Source organism: Mesorhizobium sp. M0244, from assembly GCF_040321795.1.
Lineage (GTDB): Bacteria > Pseudomonadota > Alphaproteobacteria > Rhizobiales > Rhizobiaceae > Mesorhizobium.
Map to the genome: position 1 here is coordinate 1 of NZ_JAMYSE010000024.1, position 18,237 is coordinate 18,237.

An 18,237-nucleotide genomic window follows, 5' to 3' on the forward strand; every position below is an offset into this window, starting at 1 on the left:
TTTGGGGCGCGGTCCCCCTCTCGGTGTGGGCTTCGCCGAGCCACCTCCCCCCAGTTTCGTGGGGCGAGGAACCCAGGCTGGCATGAAGCCGCGACCTCGGGCAGGACAGTGGGGCGCGAAGGAACTCGACCGAGCGATCCTGCCATAGGCAATACGTGTTCTTGCGCCAGACCAGGCGGGACCATTCGCCAAATTGCGCATGGCGGCGGAAGATAGACAAGAAATTTCGCCGCCATATCTGCATCTTGTCTGCCGGGGGAAGCAGCCTGCGATAGCGAAGCCCTGCCCGACGAATTGGCACTGCTTCGGCGGTGTGCAACTATCCTGTCGGGCAACAGTGGAGGACCGAGACCATGGCCGATGCCGGAATGTTGCGCTTCCATGTTCCGGAACCCGAGGTGCGGCCGGGCGGGACGCCGGATTTTTCGGATGTGACCATCCCCAAGGCCGGCTCGGTGCCGCGCCCGGAGATCGACGTCGATCCGCGCACCATCCGCGATCTGGCCTTCTCGATCATCCGCGTGCTCAACCGCGCCGGCGAGGCCGTCGGGCCGTGGGCCGGGCTGCTTTCCGATGAGGAACTGCTGGAAGGCCTGCGCCACATGATGACGCTGCGCAGCTTCGATGCGCGCATGCAGATGGCGCAGCGCCAGGGCAAGACTTCCTTTTATATGCAGCATCTCGGCGAAGAGGCGGTGAGCTGCGCCTTTCGCAAGGCGCTGGCGGCGGGCGACATGAACTTTCCGACCTATCGGCAGGCCGGCCTGCTCATAGCCGATGGCTATCCGATGGTCACGATGATGAACCAGATCTATTCGAACGAAGCCGATCCGCTGAAGGGCAGGCAACTGCCGATCATGTATTCGTCGAAGGAGCACGGCTTCTTCTCGATCTCCGGCAATCTGGCGACGCAGTACATCCAGGCGGTCGGCTGGGCGATGGCTTCGGCGATCAGCAATGATTCGAAGATCGCCGCCGCCTGGATCGGTGATGGCTCGACGGCCGAGTCCGACTTCCATTCGGCGCTGGTCTTCGCCTCGACCTACAAGGCGCCGGTCGTGCTCAATGTTGTCAACAACCAGTGGGCGATTTCGACCTTCCAGGGCATCGCCCGCGGCGGCTCCGGCACTTTCGCCGCCCGCGGCCTCGGCTTCGGTATCCCGTCGCTGCGCGTCGACGGCAACGACTATCTCGCCGTCCATGCGGTCGCCAAATGGGCCACGACACGTGCGCGCAGCAATCTCGGGCCGACGCTGGTCGAATACGTCACCTACCGCGTCGGCGCCCATTCGAGCTCCGACGACCCGTCCGCCTACCGGCCGAAGGCCGAATCCGACGCCTGGCCGCTCGGCGACCCGATCGTCAGGCTGAAGAACCATCTCATCCAGCGCGGCGTCTGGTCGGACGAACGCCACATCCAGGCTGAAGCGGAGATCCTCGAAACGGTGATCGCAGCGCAGCGGGAGGCCGAGCGCCACGGCACGCTGCATGCCGGCGGCAAGCCCTCGGCGCGCGACATGTTCGAGGGCGTCTATGCCGAGATGCCGCCGCATCTCAGGCGCCAGCGCCAGCAGGCAGGGGTCTGACCATGCCAAGGCGGACTATGATCGAGGCGATCCGCGACGCCATGGACGTGTCGATGGCGCGCGACGAGCGCGTCATCGTATTCGGTGAGGATGTCGGCTTCTTCGGCGGCGTTTTCCGCTGCACGCAGGGCCTGCAGGCGAAGTATGGCAAGAGCCGCTGCTTCGATGCGCCGATCAGCGAGGCCGGCATTGTCGGCTCGGCCATCGGCATGGCCGCCTACGGCCTGAAGCCTTGCGTCGAGGTGCAGTTTGCCGACTATGTTTACCCGGCCTATGACCAGATCGTCTCGGAGGCGGCGCGGCTGCGCTACCGGTCGAACGGCGATTTCACCTGCCCGATCGTGGTCAGGATGCCGACCGGCGGCGGCATTTTTGGTGGCCAGACCCACAGCCAGAGCCCGGAAGCGCTGTTCACCCACGTCTCCGGCTTGAAGGTCGTGGTGCCGTCGAACCCGCATGACGCCAAGGGCCTGTTGATCGCCGCGATCGAGGATCCCGATCCGGTGATCTTCCTGGAGCCGAAGCGGCTCTACAACGGCCCCTTCGACGGTCACCACGAGCGGCCGGTGACGCCGTGGTCAAAGCATGAGCTCGGCGAAGTCGCCGACGGCCACTACACGGTGCCGCTCGGCAAGGCGGTGATCCGGCGGCCGGGCGCTGCGGTCACCGTGCTTGCCTACGGCACGATGGTCTATGTCGCCCAGGCGGCGGCCGAAGAAACCGGCATCGATGCCGAGATCATTGATTTGAGAACGCTGCTGCCGCTCGACCTCGAGACGATCGTCGCCTCGGTAAACAAGACCGGGCGCTGCGTGATCGTGCACGAGGCGACGCTAACATCGGGGTTTGGCGCCGAACTTTCGGCGCTGGTTCAGGAGAACTGCTTCTATCACCTGGAAGCGCCGGTGGCGCGGGTCACCGGCTGGGACACGCCTTATCCGCATGCGCAGGAGTGGGACTATTTTCCCGGTCCCGCCCGGCTAGGCCGCGCGCTCGTCGAAACGATGGAAGCCTGAGGGGGAAGACGATGGGCGAATATGTCATCAAGCTGCCCGATGTCGGCGAAGGCGTCGCCGAGGCCGAGTTGGTCGAATGGCAGGTCAAGGTCGGCGATCTCGTGCGCGAGGACGCCGTGCTTGCCGCGGTCATGACCGACAAGGCGACGGTCGAAATTCCTTCGCCCGTCGATGGCGAGATCCTCTGGCTTGGCGCCGAGATCGGCGACACGGTGGCGATCGGCTCGCCAATCGTCAGGTTGAAAGTGGCCGGCGACGGCAATGTGGCGCCGGAGGATGCCAAGGCGGAAAAGGCTGCAAAGGCCGAGGCGCCGACAAAGGCAGCAGCCTCCAAACCCGAAGCCGCGACACCGGTCCTGAAGCCGTCGCCAAAGATGGCCGAGACACAAGCGAAACCAGCGCCGTCTCCGGTCGTACCGAAAAGCGCGTCGCAGCCCTCGGTCGCCCGTGCGCCGCGTCCGGAAGGCGAAAAGCCGCTGGCCTCGCCCGCCGTCCGCCTCAGGGCGAAAGAGGCCGGCATCGACCTTCGGCAGGTTGTGGGGAGCGGCCCGGCCGGCCGCATCCAGCATGAGGATATCGAGGCTTTCCTGGCGCGCGGACCGCAGCTCGCGAAGGTTTCCGGCCTTGCCCGCAACGAGACAATCGAGGACGTCAAGATAGTCGGCCTCAGGCGAAAGATCGCCGAGAAGATGACGCTGGCCAAATCGCGCATCCCGCACATCACCTATGTCGAGGAGATCGACGTCACCGCACTCGAGGATCTGCGCGCCGCGCTCAACAAGGAGAAGCGGCCGGGCGCAGACAGGCCGAAGCTGACGCTGCTGCCGTTCCTGATGCGGGCGATGGTCAAGGCGATTGCCGACCAGCCCAACCTCAACGCGCTGTTCGACGACGAGGCCGGCATCATCCACCAGCATGGCGGCGTGCATATCGGCATCGCCGCACAGACGCCTGCGGGGCTGGTGGTGCCGGTGGTCAAGCACGCCGAAGCGCGCGACATCTGGGACTGCGCAGCCGAGGTTGTCAGACTTGCCGAGGCGGCAAAATCCGGCACGGCGACGCGCGACGAGCTCTCTGGATCGACCATTACCATCACCTCGCTCGGCGCCATGGGCGGCGTCGCGACGACACCGGTGATCAACCACCCGGAAGTGGCGATCATCGGCGTCAACAAGATGATGGTCCGGCCGGTATGGGACGGCACGCAATTCATCCCGCGCAAGATGATGAACCTGTCCTCCAGCTTCGACCATCGCGTGGTCGACGGCTGGGATGCCGCGGTGTTTATCCAGCGGATCAAGACGCTGCTGGAAACGCCGGCGCTGATTTTTGTGGATTGAAGTAATGAGAACGTTCGCAAAGCCCCCCTCACCCGGCCTCCGCTTTGCTACGGCCACCCTCTCCCCGAGGGGAGAGGAGGTCGCCAGCGCCGGCGCCTGCCTCTTCTCCCCAGCGGGGAGAAGGTGGCCGCGAAGCGGCCGGATGAGGGGGCCTTTCTTCGCCAAAAAGAGCGTGACATGAAAGAAATCTCCTGCAAGCTGCTGGTCATCGGCGCCGGTCCGGGCGGCTATGTCTGCGCCATCCGCGCCGGCCAGCTCGGCATCGACACGGTTATCGTCGAGTTCGGCAGACCGGGCGGCACTTGTCTCAATGTCGGCTGCATCCCGTCCAAGGCGCTGATCCATGCGGCCGAGGAGTTCGAGAAGCTCTCGCATATGGCCGGCGGCAAAAGTCCACTCGGCATTGCGGTCGCAGCCCCTTCGCTTGATCTCGCCGTGACCATCGCCTGGAAAGACGGTATCGTTAGCCGGCTGAACAATGGCGTCGCCGGCCTGCTGAAGAAAGCGGGCGTGAAGACCGTGCATGGCTGGGCGAAATTCCGCGATGGCAAGACCGTCGCGGTCGAAACCGAGATCGGCGTGCAGGTGGTCCGCGCCGAAACGGTGGTGATCGCGACCGGCTCGGCGCCGGTCGAACTGCCGTCGCTGCCGTTCGGTGGCCCGATAATCTCGTCGACCGAGGCGCTGGCGCTGAGCGAAGTGCCGGAGAAGCTGGCGGTGGTCGGCGGCGGCTATATCGGGCTGGAGCTCGGTATCGCCTTTGCCAAGCTGGGGGCCAAGGTGACCGTGGTCGAGGCCTTGCCGCGCGTGTTGGCGCAATATGATGCCGAGCTGACCCGGCCGGTCCTCAAGCGGCTGGCCGAGCTCGGCATCGAGGTGCTCGTGGGCGCCAAGGCCAAGGGGTTGTCGACCAAGGGCGATGCGCTGCTGGTCGAGACGAAGGACGGCAAGAATGCCAAGATCGCTGCCGACAGGATTCTGGTCACCGTCGGGCGCAAGCCAGTGATCGAAGACTGGGGCCTCGAGCAGATCGACCTCGACCGGTCGGGGACATTCATCCGCATCGACGACCAGTGTCGCACCTCGATGCGCGGTATCTTTGCCATTGGCGACGTCACCGGCGAGCCGATGCTGGCGCACCGCGCGATGGCGCAGGGCGAAATGGTCGCCGAGATCGTCGCCGGCCACAAGCGCAGCTGGGACAAGCGAGCGATTCCGGCTGTCTGCTTCACCGATCCGGAGCTCATTACCGCCGGCCTGTCGCCGGAGGAGGCTAGGGGACTCGGCGAGATCAAGGTCGGGCTGTTTCCCTTCGCCGCCAATGGCCGCGCGATGACGAAGATGGGTGAGGATGGATTCGTCCGGGTTGTTGCCCGTGCGGACAACCATCTGGTGCTCGGCATCCAGGCTGTCGGCCAGGGCGTGTCGGAACTGTCGACGGCGTTTGGGTTGGCGCTGGAAATGGGCGCAACGCTGGAGGACATCGCCGGCACCGTCCATGCCCATCCGACACAGGGCGAGGGTTTTCAGGAAGCGGCGCTGAAGGCGCTTGGGCACGCACTGCATGTTTAGTTTGCGACGGTGGCAGAAATGTCTGATGCCGGCGGGACAGCGCCCCCCTCTGTCCTGCCGGACATCTCCCCCACACGGGGGTGTTTGGACCGGGGAGATCGGCCATCACCGGGGCTTTCGCCAATTTTCCAATGTCGTAAGAGTGAGCGAAGCGCCGAAGCTGCCAATCTCCCCCCTCGTGGGGGAGATGCCCGGCAGGACAGAGGGGGGCGCGAAGGATCGCCAACCTAACCTATTCCAGACAGTCACCCCGCAAGCCGACTAACCATCTCATGCTGCGCATAGGCCTTGCCAAAACGATTGGCGAGAAAGGCATCGAGCGCGATGTCCTCCTGCTTGATGAAGCCCCTGGTCGGCAAGCTGCCGTTGGCCAGCATGTCGAGCACGGCGCAAATGGCGGATGCTGTGGTGATCTGGATGGCGCTGCGCACCGTTTCGCCGACGCGCTTGGCGTAGATCTTGTTGGCGTAGGTCTCCTGCAGCAGGCGGCCGTTCTTGCGGCCGCTGACGGTGACGAAGACGATGACGACGTCCTGCAGCGTCGCTGGCAAGGCGCTTTCAAAGATGTCCTTCAGCACGTCGCGGCGGTGGCGCAGGCCAAGGTCGTTGAGCAGCGCCTTCATGATCGCGGCGTGGCCGGGATAGCGGATGGTGCGATAGTTCAGCGTGCGCACTCGGCCCTTCAGCGTTTCCGCCAGCGTGCCCAGCCCACCCGAGGTGTTGAACGCCTCGTAAGTGACGCCGTCGAGCGAGAATTCTTCACGCTCCTCCAGTGGCGGTACTTCCACCAGCTCGCCTTCGACGATCGCCTCGCAAGGCTCGCAATATTCGTTGATGACGCCGTCGGTGCTCCAGGTCAGATTGTAGTTCAGCGCGTTCGACGGGTACTGCGGCAGCGCGCCGACCCGCATGCGCACGCTTTCCAGCGTGTCGAAGCGGCTGGCGAGATCGTTGGCAACGATCGAGATGAAGCCCGGCGCCAAGCCGCATTGCGGAATGAAGGCGCTGTTGCCGGAGCGCGCCAGCTCCTTGACGCGCCTGGTGCTGACGACGTCCTCGGTCAAATCGAGATAGTGCACGCCGGCGCTGGCCGCCGCCTCGGCGATGCGCGTCGTCAGATGGAAGGGCGCGGCGCTGAGCACCGCGAACTTGCCGGCCAAGGCGGCTTCGAGGGTGCCGGCGGCTTCGATGTCGAGTTCCAGCGTCTCTACGCCGGCCGGGAGTTCGGCTGTGCCGAGCTGCGCCGCCGAGCGGTCGACGAGGGTGACGTGATAGTCGCCCGTGGAAGCCAGCATCTCGGCAATGGTTGAGCCGATCTTGCCGGCGCCGACGACAATGATTTTCTTCATGACCGGTCCCTCGCACCAACGTTGAATTGATGGCTAGAATCGCAGCTTGCCTGTCGAAAGGAAGCGTGGGATTGTGCGAAACGCAGTCTCTCTTTGCACAATGTGCCGGCAAGGTTCGTCGAAATGCTTAGTGATGCCGACCAGGCCCTGCTTTCCCTGCTGCGCACCAATGCACGTGCCTCGACCGCCGAGCTGGCGCGGCGGCTGGGCGTGTCGCGGACAACGGTGCAGAGCCGGATCGAGCGGCTGGAACAGCGCGGCATCATAACAGGCTACGGCGTCAGGCTTTCGCCCGATTACGAACAGGGGCTGGTCAGGGCGCATGTCCTGCTCACCGTCACCCCCAAGCTCGCCGACAAAGTGGTGCGCAGCCTGCAGGCGCTGGGACAGGTTCGAACGCTGCACTCGGTCAGCGGCAATTTCGACATGATCGTCATCGTCGAGGCGCCCTCGATCAGGGATCTGGATACGCTTCTCGACCAGATCGGCGCCATGGACGGGGTCGAGCGGACGTCGTCCTCGATCATCCTGTCGACGCGGATCGATCGCTGACCGGCCTGATGTCGCGGGTTCAGAGACGCTGGCGGGACAGCGCCCCCCTCTGCCCTGCCGGGCGTCTCCCCCACAAGGGGGGAGATTGGCCGTCACTGCGGCTTTCGCCAATCTTCACCGTCGTAGGGATGAGCGGAGCGCCGAAGCTGCCGATCTCCCCCTCGTGGGGGGAGATGTCCGGCAGGGCAGAGGGGGGCGCGAAGGATCACCGAGCGCAGTGATCGTTCTGGCGCTCCCGCGGCAAAGCGATATAGGCTTCCAAGATGTTGGATGAGCCTCGCAGAGAGGCGGCGTCCTCTCGTGCCACACAGACAGATCGCGCAGTCGTACAAAGATTTCTAGACAGGAGGCCTCCTTGCCCAAGCAGTGTTTTGGAACGTCCCATGTGCCGTTGTCGCCGGCGGTCAGGGCCGGCGATTTCGTCTATGTCTCCGGCCAGGTGCCGGTCGGCAGCGACGGGCTGGTGGTCAAGGGCGGCATCGCCGAACAGACCGAGCAGGTGCTGTCGAACGTCAAGGCAGCGCTGGCGCTGGCCGGCTGCACGCTCGACGACGTGGTCAAGACGACGGTCTGGCTCGAGGACGCGCGCGACTTCGGCATCTTCAACACCGTCTATGCCAGGCATTTCCCGAAAGACCCGCCGGCGCGCACGACGGTGGAGTCGCGGCTTATGATCGACATCAAGATCGAGGTCGAGGCCGTTGCCTACAGGCCGGCCTGACGAGGAACGGAGACAGGCGCAATGCAATTCGATCTCCTGATAAAAGGCGGCCGCCTCATCGATCCGGCGTCCAGCCTCGACGCGCAACGCGATCTGGCGATTACCAACGGCCGTATCGCCGCCATCGACGCCGAAATCCCCTTCGAACGTGCAGCCCGCGTCATCGATGCCACGGGCTCAATCGTCGCGCCCGGCCTGATCGACCTGCACAGCCATGTCTATTGGGGCGGCACGTCGCTCGGCGTCGATGCCGACCGGCTCGCGGCGAAAAGCGGCACCACCACCTTCATCGATGCCGGAAGTGCCGGCGCCGGCAACTTTCTCGGCTTTCGCCGCCACGTCATCGAGCGCTCGAAAGTCCGCATCCTGGCCTATGTCAACATTTCCTTTGCCGGCATTTTCGGCTTTTCGCAGACCGTAGCGGTCGGCGAATGCAGCGACGTCAGGCTCTGCGAACCGCGCGAAACGGTGGCGGCGGCGCGCGAGCATCGAGACGTGGTAGTCGGCGTCAAGGTCCGCTCCGGTCGCCATGCCGGCGGCAGCAGCGGCATCGCCCCGGTCGATCTCGCGCTCGAAGCTGCCGACAAAGCCGGCCTGCCGCTGATGGCGCATATAGACGAGCCGCCGCCCGGCCGCTCGGAAGTGCTGCCGCGGCTGCGCAAGGGCGATATCCTCACCCACTGCTTCCGGCCGTTTCCCAACGCACCGGTCTTTGCCTCGGGTGCGGTGCGGCCGGACATGCGGCTGGCGCGCGAGCGCGGCGTCATCTTCGACATCGGCCACGGCATGGGTTCGTTCGATTTCGAGGTCGCCAAAGCGATGCTGAGCGAGGGGCTGGCGCCGGATGTGATCAGCAGCGACGTGCATCTCTACTGCGTCGACGGGCCGGCCTTCGACATTCTGGTCTGCATGTCGAAACTGCTGGCGCTCGGCATGCCGCTGGTCGAGGTGCTGCGCGCCGCAACACAGCGGCCGGCCGAGGCGATCGCAAGGCTCGATCTCGGCAGGCTTGCGGTCGGGGCGGTTGGCGACATAGCGGTGCTGCGGCTGCGTTCCGGTCGCTTCACCTTTGTCGATTCCGTCGGCGCATCGCTGGTCGCCGAGCACAGGCTGGTCTCGGACGGCATCGTGGTCGGCGGCACCTGGTGGCCGAACGAGGCGGTGGACGATCTCGGCGAAACCGAGCGCTTGGAAGCGCATGCGCACGACACCCATGTCGATATGGTGAGCCGGCATTTCGGACATAACCACGGCTGAGGTTTATGCCTGCGCTGCCGACTGGCTTCCAACCGCAACCTGCGGCATTTGCGAGCAATTGCGGTGGGGCGAGGGGCGCGATGATCCTTCGCGCTAAAGCTGAGCTTCAATGGCCGCCTTGTCGATGACAGACCATACTTCCACGATCTTTCCGCCGCGAAATTCGTAGATCACATTCTCGGCAAAGGAAACGCGCTTTCCGCTTACAGGTAAGCCAAGGAACGTTCCCTTTGGAGTGCAGTCGAAGCTTAGCCGGCTTGCGATGTAAGGTGGATCGGAAATCACCATCCGGATCTTAAAATAAAGATCCGGGATTTGGTCAAAATCTCTCTGCAGCATCTCGAGATAGCCTGACAACCCGACCGGCCGGCCGTTATGAATCGCTTCTTCATCGACGAACTGTCCCAGCGTCGGCCAGTCCTGCCTGTTCAGGCAGGCAATGTAATCTCGGTAGATGTCGGAGAGGTCGCTTTTGGTCATCGCAAGTCGCCCGTCTTCTACAAGGCCTGTCCCGGCGCTCCATAAACCGGCGTCGGAATGCCTTCCATGCGGGCCTTGATCTGCAGCGCCACGAATTTCGAATAGAAGCGCGACAGCGCCAGATTGCCGCCGTGGAACCACAGCGCTTGCTGCGCGGTCGGCTTCCACATGTTGCGCAATTCGCCTTGCCACGGCCCGGGATCGCCCGTGACGCCGGAGCCCAGCCCCCAGCATGGGCCGACCTTGTCGGCGACTTCGCGCGAGACGATCGCCGCCACTGTTTCGTTCATCGACTGATAGCCGGTGCAGGCGATGATCGCGTCGGCCGCCAGTTCCGTGCCGTCGTCGAAGAGGATGCCTGTCGGCATCAGCGACTTGATCCCGACGCCGCTGCGGATACCGATCTCGCCGTCGATGATCAGATCGCAGGCGCCGACGTCGATGTAGAAGCCCGAGCCGGTGCGGTAGGCCTTCATCAGGAGCCCGGTCTCGTCGTCGCCGAAATCGATGGCGAAACCGGCGCCGCGCAAACGGTCGTAGAAGGCCGCGTCGCGCGCCTTGATGATGTCGTAAAGCGCCCGCTGGCCTTGCGGCAGCAACGCGAAGGGCGTCGAGGCGACGATCATGTCGGCTTTTTCGGTGGTGATGCCGCGGGCCAGCGCCTTTTCCGAAAAGATCTCGAAGCCGACCTCCATCAGCGTGTCTGACTTGACCACCGTCGTCGGTGACCGCTGGACCATGGTCACCTCAGCGCCGCTCTCCCAGAGATCGACGCTGACGTCATGGCCGGAACTTGCGGCGCCGATGACGGCGACCTTCTTGCCGCGAAATTTCTCGCCGCTGGAATATTGGCTGGAATGCAGGATTTCGCCCTGGAAAGCCTCGGCGCCCGGCAGGTCGATCCGCCTGGGCGGGCCATAGGCGCCGGTCGCAAAGACGATGTGCCTGGGCTTTAGCATGATGCGCTCGCCGGCGCGATCGACCTCGACCGCCCAGATTTTTTCGGCGTCGTCATAGGACGCGCTGACGCATGTCGTGGAGGTCCAGTAATTGAGCTCCATGACGCGCGTATACATCTCTAGCCAGTCACCCATCTTGTCCTTTGGCGTGAACACCGGCCAGTTTTCCGGAAACGGGATGTAGGGCAGATGGTCGTACCAGACCGGGTCGTGCAGCACGAGCGAGCGATAACGGTTGCGCCAGGAATCGCCGGCTTGGGCGTTCTTCTCGATAACGATGGCCGGCACGCCGAACTGCCTGAGCCGCGCCCCCAGCATGATGCCGCCCTGGCCGCCGCCGATGACCAGGCAGTAGGGCTGCTGGCTGGCGCCGAGTTCCCGCGCCTCGCGGCGCCTCGCCTCCAGCCAGGTTTCGCGTTCCGGGTCTGCCTTGTGGCGGACACCCAGAGGCCGCGCCGGGCCCTTGCGCTCCTCGAAGCCCTTGAGATCGCTCATCGCCGTAAACAGCGTCCGGCATTTGCCGTCCTGCAGGCGCATGACGCCTTGGCCCCACGCCGATGACGTCTCGAAGGTGAACCACGCTTCGATCGTGCCTTCGTCCGAAGTGGCTTCGCCGCTGAGCTGCCACTGAGCAGGCTTTGTCGTCGCCAGTGTCGCCGCCAGCATGTCGCGGATCCCGGCGCGGCCTGCCATGGTTTTGATGTTCCAGGTGAAGGTCAGCAGATCGCGCCAGTAGCAGTCCTCGACGAACAGGTTGGTTGCGGCCTCGACGTCGCCCGCCTCGAGCGCCCGGGCAAAGGAACCGAGCCAGGTGGCAGCTTGCTTCGATGGTGCGATGTCGAGCATCTGTCTTTCCCTATTTCCAGCGACGTCGGCGCTGCCCTTTATCCTTATCCTCTCTCGCGAAGAACGGGGAGAGGATAGGTGAGGGCAGCGCGAACGGTCTGAAACTTAAGGGCACAGCGCAAGACTGACGCGACTGCCCCTGCCGTCAGGCCCGCGCGCCGGCCTGATCCGAACCGCTATCCAGCCATGCAAGATCGTCCGGCGAAAGCGAAATGTCGAGCGCCTGGAGACTGTCTTCCAGTTCGTCCAGCGTGCGCGGTCCGATCAGCGGGATAGATGGAAAGGGCTGCGCCAGGACGTAGGCGAGCGCGACGTGGATCGGGCTGTTGCCCAGCCGTTTGGCGAGCTCGATGGCGCGGTCGCGGCGGCCGAAATTCTTCTCCGAGTACCAGACCCGGACCAGCTCCTCATTATCGCGCCGGTCGCGGCCGGCGCGGTCGGTGAAAAAGCCCCGGCCCTGGCTCGACCAGGCGAAATTCGGCATCTGCCGGGCGGTCAGCCAGGCCTTCCATTCATCGCTGGAGGAGGTGACGCAGCCTGCCCAGATCGGCTCCAGCATCTCGGCCAATGAGAAATTGTTGGAAAGCGCGCCGGGCTTCTGCTTGCCGGTGCGCTCGGCATAGGCAATAGCCTCGTCCATGCGTTCCCTTGTCCAGTTCGAGCCGCCGAACGGACCGCGAATGCGGCCGGCCTTGACCTCGCGATCCATCGCATCGACGAATTCGTCGACCGGCACGTCCGGATCGTCGCGGTGCATGAAATAAACGTCGACATGATCGGTCTGCAGCCGGTCGAGCGACTGGGTGAGCTGCTTGCCGATGACATCGGGATAGCAGAGCGGCGAGTGCGCGCCCTTGCCGATGACCACCGATTGCTCGCGCACGCCGCGGTTCTTCAGCCATTGGCCGAGTAGCGTCTCGGTATAGCCGGCGCCGTAGACGAAGGCGGTGTCGAACAGATTGCCGCCCGCCTCGAAATAGGCGTCGAGCAGGATGGCGCCCGAGGAAAAGCTGCGGAAATCCTCGAAGCCGAGCGCCAGACACGAAGCCGGTCGCGGCAGACCTGGAATGCTGCGCTTGGGGATGGCGGTTCCGCCGGAGCGTAGCTTCCGTCCGGAGATCGTGTTGACGCGTTTTGCCGGTTTTTCGATGTCGTATTCGAGCCCGATGCTGGTCCGCCATTTGTCGAGCACGCGCAGATTGCCGAGACTGTCGGCCCAGCCCATGCCCGGCCAGGCGAACTCCTGCTTCCCCCCGAGAATGGCCTCGCCGGCGGCGTCGACCTCGAATGCATAAAGCCAGCCGTCTTCGCTGACCTCGACCACCTCGTTACAATCCGAACGGATGATGCGGATTTCGCCGGTGCCGCCTTGCTTGCCGCCGGCAAACCAGAAATCCGCGACCTCGATGCGGCCCTTGCTGCCAAGAATGCGCAAGACATTATCCTGCGCGAGCGAGATGCTGCAGGAGACTTCGGCGACGATGCCGCCGGGAAAATGCAGCAGCGCCGAGGCCCATTCGTCGACGCCGGACTGGCCGAGATGCGCAGCACCGACTACTTTGTCCGGCTCGGCGAAGGGCTTTCCCGCTGCGGCGCCGGCAATCAGCCGCGCCATCGAGACGGGATAGCCGCCGACATCGAGAATGCCACCGCCGGCGAGGTCCTTGGCGTAGAGCCGGTGCTCCGGCATGAAGCCCGGCATGGCGAAGCCGAAGCTCGACTTTATCATGCGTACATCGCCGATCGCGCCGGCCTTGACCAGCTCGACCAGCTTGGCCGTCTGCGGATGCAGGCGGTACATGAAGGCTTCGCCGAGAAAGGTGCCGGCCTTGCGCGCGGTATGGATCATCGCATCTGCCTCGAAGGCTGTCAGGCCAAGCGGCTTTTCGCAAAGCACATGCTTTCCGGCCTCGGCCGCTTTGATCGCCCATTCGGCATGGCTCGGATGCGGCGTCGAAATATAGATCGCGTCGACATCCGGATCGCCAAGCAAAGCCTCGTAGCCGTTGAGGATGCGGGCGCCGGGGAAATCTTCGGCGAGCCCGGCCTTGCCAGGATTGCGCGCGCCAATGGCGACCAATGTGCCGGTGCGCGAATGAGCGATGCCGCCGGCAAAGGCCTTGGCGATGTTGCCGGGTCCAAGAATGCCCCAGCGAACTTTTTCTGGTTTGGAAGTCATGTCAAATCTCCGTGGGGTGGCCGCGATCAATCGCGATCGGACAAAAGAAAAGATGGATTAGCGAATGCGTGCGCCGGTGGCGTCGAAGAGAAGCGAGCGGTCGGCCTTGATCGACACCATCAGGTCGTCGCCATTCGCGCGATACCGCGATGCCTCGCGCCCGATGATCAGTTCCTCGCGTCCGGCCCCGGTTCCGGAATTGGCATAGACATAGCTCACCGATCCCAAGTGCTCGGCGACGTCGGCCTTGACGGCAAGGTCGCAATCGCCCTGGCCGGCGTCGAAGAAATGCTCCGGCCGCACGCCAAGCACGACATCGCCGCCTATCGCGGGCAGGGCATCCGAAAGCGGCTTGCGCAGTCGCGCGCCGCGATGATTGACCAGCTCGATGACCGCCGCGCCGTCGTCGGCCCCGACCATTTTCGCCGCCAGAAAATTCATCTTCGGCGAGCCGACGAAGCCGGCAACGAAGCGGTTGGCGGGGTCGTCGTAGAGATCGAGCGGCGCGCCGATCTGCTCGATATTGCCGGCGTTGAGCACGACGATCCTGTCGGCCAGCGTCATCGCCTCGGTCTGGTCGTGCGTCACATAGACCATGGTAACGCCGAGCTCCTTATGGAGGCGCGATATCTCGACCCGCATCTGCACCCGGAGCTCGGCGTCGAGATTGCTGAGCGGTTCGTCGAAAAGGAACACTTGCGGCTCGCGCACGATGGCTCGGCCGATGGCGACGCGCTGGCGCTGGCCGCCCGACAATTGCCGCGGCCGCCGCTTCATCAGCTCGGCGATGCGCAGGATTTCGGAGGCCCGCTTCACCCGCCGCTCGGTGTCTGCCTTGGGGTTGCCGGTCATTCTCAGGCCAAAACTCAGATTCTGCTCGACCGTCATGTGCGGATAGAGCGCGTAGGACTGGAACACCATGGCGATGCCGCGCTCGGCCGCCTCGACGTCGTTCACCACCTTACCGCCAATGGCGATCTCGCCGTCGCTGATGTCCTCGAGCCCGGCGATCATCCTAAGCAGCGTGGACTTGCCGCAGCCGGAAGGGCCGACGAAGACGACGAATTCGCCGTCATCGATGTCGATATTGGCGCCGTGGACGATCTCGAAGACGCCGAAGCGCTTGACGACGTTTTTGAGTGTGACTGCCGCCATGCTGATCCTTACTTGATGGCGCCGGCGGCAATGCCGGCGACGAAATGGCGCTGCAGAAGCACGAACACGACGAGCATTGGCGCCGTCAGCATCACCGCGCCCGCCATGATGCCGCCCCAGGACACCTTTGTTAGACCGATCAGCGTGCCGAGCGCCACCGGCGCCGTCATCGCGCCCGGCTTGGAATTGATCAGCAGCGGCCACAGATAATTGTTCCAGGAGGCAAGGAACAGGATGATGGCGAGTGCCGCCAGCATCGGCCGCGCCAAGGGCAGGGCGACGAACAGGAATATCCGCCATTCCTTGACGCCCTCGACCTTGGCGGCGTCGAACAGCTCGTGCGGCATCATCGAAAAACTCTGCCGCATGAAGAGCACGCCCAGCGAATTGAACAGCGGCGGTACGATCAGCGCCACCCAGGTGTTGGCGAGCTTGAAGTCGCGCGCGACCATGATGAATTGCGGGATCAGCACGACCGCGTAAGGCAGGGTGATGGTGCCGAGGATGATGGCGACGACCATGCCCTTGCCGAAGAAGTTGTAACGCGCCAGCGCCCAGCCGGCCATCGAGGTCAGCATCACCGACAGGAAGGTGTAGGTGACCGCCACCGAGACCGAGATGCCGATGGCGCCGATGAAATTGGTGCCGCGCTGCAGATTGCTGACATTGTCGAGGAAATTGCCATGGGGCAAAAGCTCGATGTCGGGGCTGAAGATGCCGTTGTCGGGCATCGTCGAAAAGATCACCATCATCCACAGTGGAAAGAGCCAGATCAGCGCCAGCGGCGTCAGGAAGAGATGCAGCGCGATGCTGCGTCCCAATCTGGCTTGGGAACGGCTGACTTTGGAACGCGAGGTCATTTCGGTTCCCTCGTCAACCATATCTGCACCAGCGAAATCGCGATCGCCAGCCCGGCCATGGTGTAGGCGATTGCCGAAGCGTAGCCGAAATTGAGCGACCTGAAGCCCTGGCGATAAAGCAGCAGCCCGAGCGTTTCGGTGCCGCCGCCCGGCCCGCCGCGCTCGGTGATCAGGAACGGCTCGGTGAACAGCTGCATGGTGCCGATGATCGACAGCACGGCGCAGAACACGATGATCGGCTTGAGCAGCGGCAGCGTGATGTAGAAGAACTGTTTGACCTTGCTGACCCGGTCCAAGGTCGCCGCCTCGTAGACATCCTCGGGGATGGACTGCAGGCCGGCGAGCAGGATGATGGCGTTATAGCCGGCCCAGCGCCAGGTCACCGCGATCATGATGACCGCCATCGCCGGGGTGACGTTGGTAAACCAGTCGACACTGGGCAGGCCGATGCTGTTCAGCAATTTGTTGATGATGCCGTAGTCGAGATTGAACATCAGCCGGAAAACCGCCGAATAGGCGACCTCGCCGACCACGACCGGCGCGAAGAACGCAAACCGGAACAGGCCACGAGCCTTGAGCAGCGGCGAATTCAAAAGCACCGCCATCACAATCGCCAGCGAAATCATTACCGGCACCTGGATGACAAGGATCAGCAATGTGTTCTTCAAGGCATTGAAGAAAGCGGGATCGCCGATCAGCCGGGCCCAGTTGAAGGTCGGCGCGAACCGCCACGGCACGGTGCGCGTCGCCTGGAACGAGATCAGGAAGGAATCGATGATCGGCCACAGCCAGAAGATCGAAAAGATCAGCAGATAGGGCGCGAGGAAGCGATACGCCGTGGCGTTCTGGTAGCGCATCGTTTTCCTCCTTTCTATTCGAAAGTGCGACAGGTCTGCTCTCTTCCTTCTCCCCTTGTGGGAGAAGGTGGATTGGCGCGCAGCGCCGAGACGGTTGAGGGGTGCTGGCCGGAGTGCCGTCAGCGCCAAGCTGGAGCACCCCTTGCATCCGTCGCCTTCGGCGACACCTTCTCCCACAAGAGAGAAGGGGAGCCGCCCGCTCGGAGGCGCCTTGTTTAGATCATGACTTGACCGGCAGGCCGGTCGCCGCGGCGATCTGGCTTGCGGCATCGTCCAGCGCTGCCTTGGCGTCGGGATAGCCGCCACCCAGATATTTGGTCTGCACCGCGCGGATGATGATTTCGGCGTCGCTCTGGAACGGCGTGCCGCGGCTGGGAACGACCTTGGGCAAGGTGCCGAGAATGTCCTTCCACACGGCTTGGCCACCCCAATAAGGCAGGCCTTCGGAGACATAGGGGTCGTCGAGCGCCGAGATCAGCGACGGCACCAGGCCGAAGCTCTTCAGCATGGTGATCTGGCCCTCATTCGTCGCAAGCGTATATTTCAGATAGGCGTAGGCAGCCTCCTTGTTCTTCGACACCGAAGTGATGGCGAGCGAGGAACCACCGAGATTGGCGGCACGCGGACCGTCGGCGGTCAGGCTCGGCATCAGGTAGACGCCCCATTTGCCTGCCCCATCGGGCGATTCGGTGCGCACGGTGCCTTCATACCAGCCGCCATACATCTGCGTGGCGACCTTGCCGGCGGTGTTGTTGGTGATCTTGGTGCTCCAGTCCGCCGAGGAAATGATGCCGGCGTCCTTCATCTCCTTGATCTTGGTCATGGCATCGACGCATTTGGGCTGGTTGACCGTGATCGATTGCCCGTCGGCGGAGAAATAGGCGCAGCCCTGCTCGTTGGAGATCATGCGGAAGAATTCGGAATCGCCATTGAAATCAGCGTTTGTCATCGTCACGCCGGGATTGGCGGCCTGGATCTTCTTGGCGGCGGCGATGAAATCGTCCCAGGTCTTGATCGAGGACGGATCGACGCCGGCCTTCTCATAGAAGTCGCGGCGGTAGAACATCGCCACCGGGCCGGAATCCCAGGGCATCGCATAGGCCTTATCGTCAACCTCGAGCTCGGTGCGCTTGAAATCGGGGAATTTTGCCTGGTCTTCCGGGGTGTAGCCGAGCGTGTGCAGGTCGACAAAGCAATCCGGGAACTGGCTCCAGTAGTTTTCGGCTTCGCCGTTCTCGATCGAAACGATGTCCGGCAGACCCTCGCCGCCGGCGGCACAGCCGGCGATCGACTTGTCATAGGTCGGCTGGTTGCCGAGGTCCTCGACCGTGACCTTGATGTCGGGATATTGCTTGTTGAAGCCCGCTATGGTGGCCTTCAGCGACGAAGCGGCGATATTCCAGCTCCAGATCGTGATTTCACCGGACTGCGCAAAGGCCGGGCTGGAGCCCAAGGCAAGCGCGAGCGCGGCGCAGGTCAATTTTATGCGCATTGAAATCCTCCCATTT

The 18,237-nt window shown here is 63.7% G+C and carries 15 protein-coding genes; 7 read left to right on the forward strand and 8 right to left on the reverse strand.

Annotated features, from left to right (window positions below; all coding sequences use genetic code 11):
• The first annotated feature begins 353 nt into the window (after positions 1 to 353).
• The 4 genes from NKJ08_RS16625 to lpdA all read left to right on the forward strand — a co-directional run bounded on the left by NKJ08_RS16625 (position 354) and on the right by lpdA (position 5,514).
• The gene (locus NKJ08_RS16625) at positions 354 to 1,586 is read left to right on the forward strand and encodes a 3-methyl-2-oxobutanoate dehydrogenase (2-methylpropanoyl-transferring) subunit alpha (protein WP_352528093.1); all 1,233 of its coding nucleotides are present in this window, start codon (positions 354 to 356) and stop codon (positions 1,584 to 1,586) included.
• 2 nt (positions 1,587 to 1,588) lie between these two features.
• Positions 1,589 to 2,602 (forward strand): alpha-ketoacid dehydrogenase subunit beta, encoded by a 1,014-nt coding sequence (locus tag NKJ08_RS16630; RefSeq protein ID WP_352528091.1) that lies wholly within the window; start codon positions 1,589 to 1,591, stop codon positions 2,600 to 2,602.
• 11 nt (positions 2,603 to 2,613) lie between these two features.
• On the forward strand, positions 2,614 to 3,942 hold the full coding sequence (locus NKJ08_RS16635) for a dihydrolipoamide acetyltransferase family protein (RefSeq protein WP_352528089.1): 1,329 nt from the start codon (positions 2,614 to 2,616) through the stop codon (positions 3,940 to 3,942).
• 177 nt (positions 3,943 to 4,119) lie between these two features.
• Positions 4,120 to 5,514 carry a dihydrolipoyl dehydrogenase gene (gene lpdA, locus NKJ08_RS16640; protein WP_352528087.1) on the forward strand — a complete coding sequence of 465 codons (1,395 nt, stop codon included), beginning with the start codon at positions 4,120 to 4,122 and terminating at the stop codon, positions 5,512 to 5,514.
• 245 nt (positions 5,515 to 5,759) lie between these two features.
• On the opposite strand, the gene NKJ08_RS16645 is transcribed toward lpdA, so the two are convergent.
• Entirely contained in the window at positions 5,760 to 6,863 is a 1,104-nt protein-coding gene (locus NKJ08_RS16645; RefSeq protein WP_352782346.1) for a saccharopine dehydrogenase family protein, read from the reverse strand.
• 123 nt (positions 6,864 to 6,986) lie between these two features.
• On the opposite strand from NKJ08_RS16645, the gene NKJ08_RS16650 reads away from it, so the two are divergent.
• The 3 genes from NKJ08_RS16650 to NKJ08_RS16660 all read left to right on the forward strand — a co-directional run bounded on the left by NKJ08_RS16650 (position 6,987) and on the right by NKJ08_RS16660 (position 9,393).
• Positions 6,987 to 7,415 (forward strand): Lrp/AsnC family transcriptional regulator, encoded by a 429-nt coding sequence (locus tag NKJ08_RS16650; protein WP_352528083.1) that lies wholly within the window; start codon positions 6,987 to 6,989, stop codon positions 7,413 to 7,415.
• A 355-nt stretch (positions 7,416 to 7,770) separates the two neighbouring features.
• Positions 7,771 to 8,136: a RidA family protein gene (locus NKJ08_RS16655; protein WP_352528081.1), complete on the forward strand. Its 366-nt coding sequence runs from the start codon at positions 7,771 to 7,773 to the stop codon at positions 8,134 to 8,136.
• A gap of 21 nt (positions 8,137 to 8,157) precedes the next feature.
• Positions 8,158 to 9,393, forward strand: coding sequence for an amidohydrolase/deacetylase family metallohydrolase (locus NKJ08_RS16660; protein WP_352528079.1), 1,236 nt, complete (start codon positions 8,158 to 8,160; stop codon positions 9,391 to 9,393).
• 93 nt (positions 9,394 to 9,486) lie between these two features.
• Here the strand turns inward: NKJ08_RS16660 and NKJ08_RS16665 are convergent, their stop codons facing one another.
• The 7 genes from NKJ08_RS16665 to NKJ08_RS16695 all read right to left on the reverse strand — a co-directional run bounded on the left by NKJ08_RS16665 (position 9,487) and on the right by NKJ08_RS16695 (position 18,221).
• Positions 9,487 to 9,873, reverse strand: coding sequence for an ester cyclase (locus NKJ08_RS16665; protein WP_352528077.1), 387 nt, complete (start codon positions 9,871 to 9,873; stop codon positions 9,487 to 9,489).
• Between the two features lie 17 nt (positions 9,874 to 9,890).
• Entirely contained in the window at positions 9,891 to 11,678 is a 1,788-nt protein-coding gene (locus NKJ08_RS16670; RefSeq protein ID WP_352528075.1) for an NAD(P)/FAD-dependent oxidoreductase, read from the reverse strand.
• A 145-nt stretch (positions 11,679 to 11,823) separates the two neighbouring features.
• Entirely contained in the window at positions 11,824 to 13,857 is a 2,034-nt protein-coding gene (locus tag NKJ08_RS16675; RefSeq protein ID WP_352782348.1) for an aldo/keto reductase, read from the reverse strand.
• Positions 13,858 to 13,914: 57 nt separating this feature from the next.
• Positions 13,915 to 15,012: an ABC transporter ATP-binding protein gene (locus NKJ08_RS16680; RefSeq protein WP_352528071.1), complete on the reverse strand. Its 1,098-nt coding sequence runs from the start codon at positions 15,010 to 15,012 to the stop codon at positions 13,915 to 13,917.
• 8 nt (positions 15,013 to 15,020) lie between these two features.
• On the reverse strand, positions 15,021 to 15,872 hold the full coding sequence (locus NKJ08_RS16685; protein ID WP_352528069.1) for a carbohydrate ABC transporter permease: 852 nt from the start codon (positions 15,870 to 15,872) through the stop codon (positions 15,021 to 15,023).
• Entirely contained in the window at positions 15,869 to 16,729 is an 861-nt protein-coding gene (locus tag NKJ08_RS16690) for a carbohydrate ABC transporter permease (protein ID WP_352528067.1), read from the reverse strand. The genes NKJ08_RS16685 and NKJ08_RS16690 overlap by 4 nt, the downstream gene beginning before the upstream one ends.
• Before the next feature lie 220 nt (positions 16,730 to 16,949).
• Positions 16,950 to 18,221 (reverse strand): extracellular solute-binding protein, encoded by a 1,272-nt coding sequence (locus tag NKJ08_RS16695; protein WP_352528065.1) that lies wholly within the window; start codon positions 18,219 to 18,221, stop codon positions 16,950 to 16,952.
• Positions 18,222 to 18,237: the final 16 nt, after the last annotated feature.

Bases quoted from the DNA above. Each gene is read 5' to 3' on its own strand.
- NKJ08_RS16625 (WP_352528093.1), top strand. From the start codon at position 354: ATGGCCGATGCCGGAATGTTGCGCTTCCATGTTCCGGAACCCGAGGTG.
- NKJ08_RS16630 (WP_352528091.1), top strand. From the start codon at position 1,589: ATGCCAAGGCGGACTATGATCGAGGCGATCCGCGACGCCATGGACGTG.
- NKJ08_RS16635 (WP_352528089.1), top strand. From the start codon at position 2,614: ATGGGCGAATATGTCATCAAGCTGCCCGATGTCGGCGAAGGCGTCGCC.
- lpdA (WP_352528087.1), top strand. From the start codon at position 4,120: ATGAAAGAAATCTCCTGCAAGCTGCTGGTCATCGGCGCCGGTCCGGGC.
- NKJ08_RS16645 (WP_352782346.1), bottom strand. From the start codon at position 6,863: ATGAAGAAAATCATTGTCGTCGGCGCCGGCAAGATCGGCTCAACCATT.
- NKJ08_RS16650 (WP_352528083.1), top strand. From the start codon at position 6,987: ATGCTTAGTGATGCCGACCAGGCCCTGCTTTCCCTGCTGCGCACCAAT.
- NKJ08_RS16660 (WP_352528079.1), top strand. From the start codon at position 8,158: ATGCAATTCGATCTCCTGATAAAAGGCGGCCGCCTCATCGATCCGGCG.
- NKJ08_RS16665 (WP_352528077.1), bottom strand. From the start codon at position 9,873: ATGACCAAAAGCGACCTCTCCGACATCTACCGAGATTACATTGCCTGC.
- NKJ08_RS16670 (WP_352528075.1), bottom strand. From the start codon at position 11,678: ATGCTCGACATCGCACCATCGAAGCAAGCTGCCACCTGGCTCGGTTCC.
- NKJ08_RS16675 (WP_352782348.1), bottom strand. From the start codon at position 13,857: ATGACTTCCAAACCAGAAAAAGTTCGCTGGGGCATTCTTGGACCCGGC.
- NKJ08_RS16680 (WP_352528071.1), bottom strand. From the start codon at position 15,012: ATGGCGGCAGTCACACTCAAAAACGTCGTCAAGCGCTTCGGCGTCTTC.
- NKJ08_RS16685 (WP_352528069.1), bottom strand. From the start codon at position 15,872: ATGACCTCGCGTTCCAAAGTCAGCCGTTCCCAAGCCAGATTGGGACGC.
- NKJ08_RS16690 (WP_352528067.1), bottom strand. From the start codon at position 16,729: ATGCGCTACCAGAACGCCACGGCGTATCGCTTCCTCGCGCCCTATCTG.
- NKJ08_RS16695 (WP_352528065.1), bottom strand. From the start codon at position 18,221: ATGCGCATAAAATTGACCTGCGCCGCGCTCGCGCTTGCCTTGGGCTCC.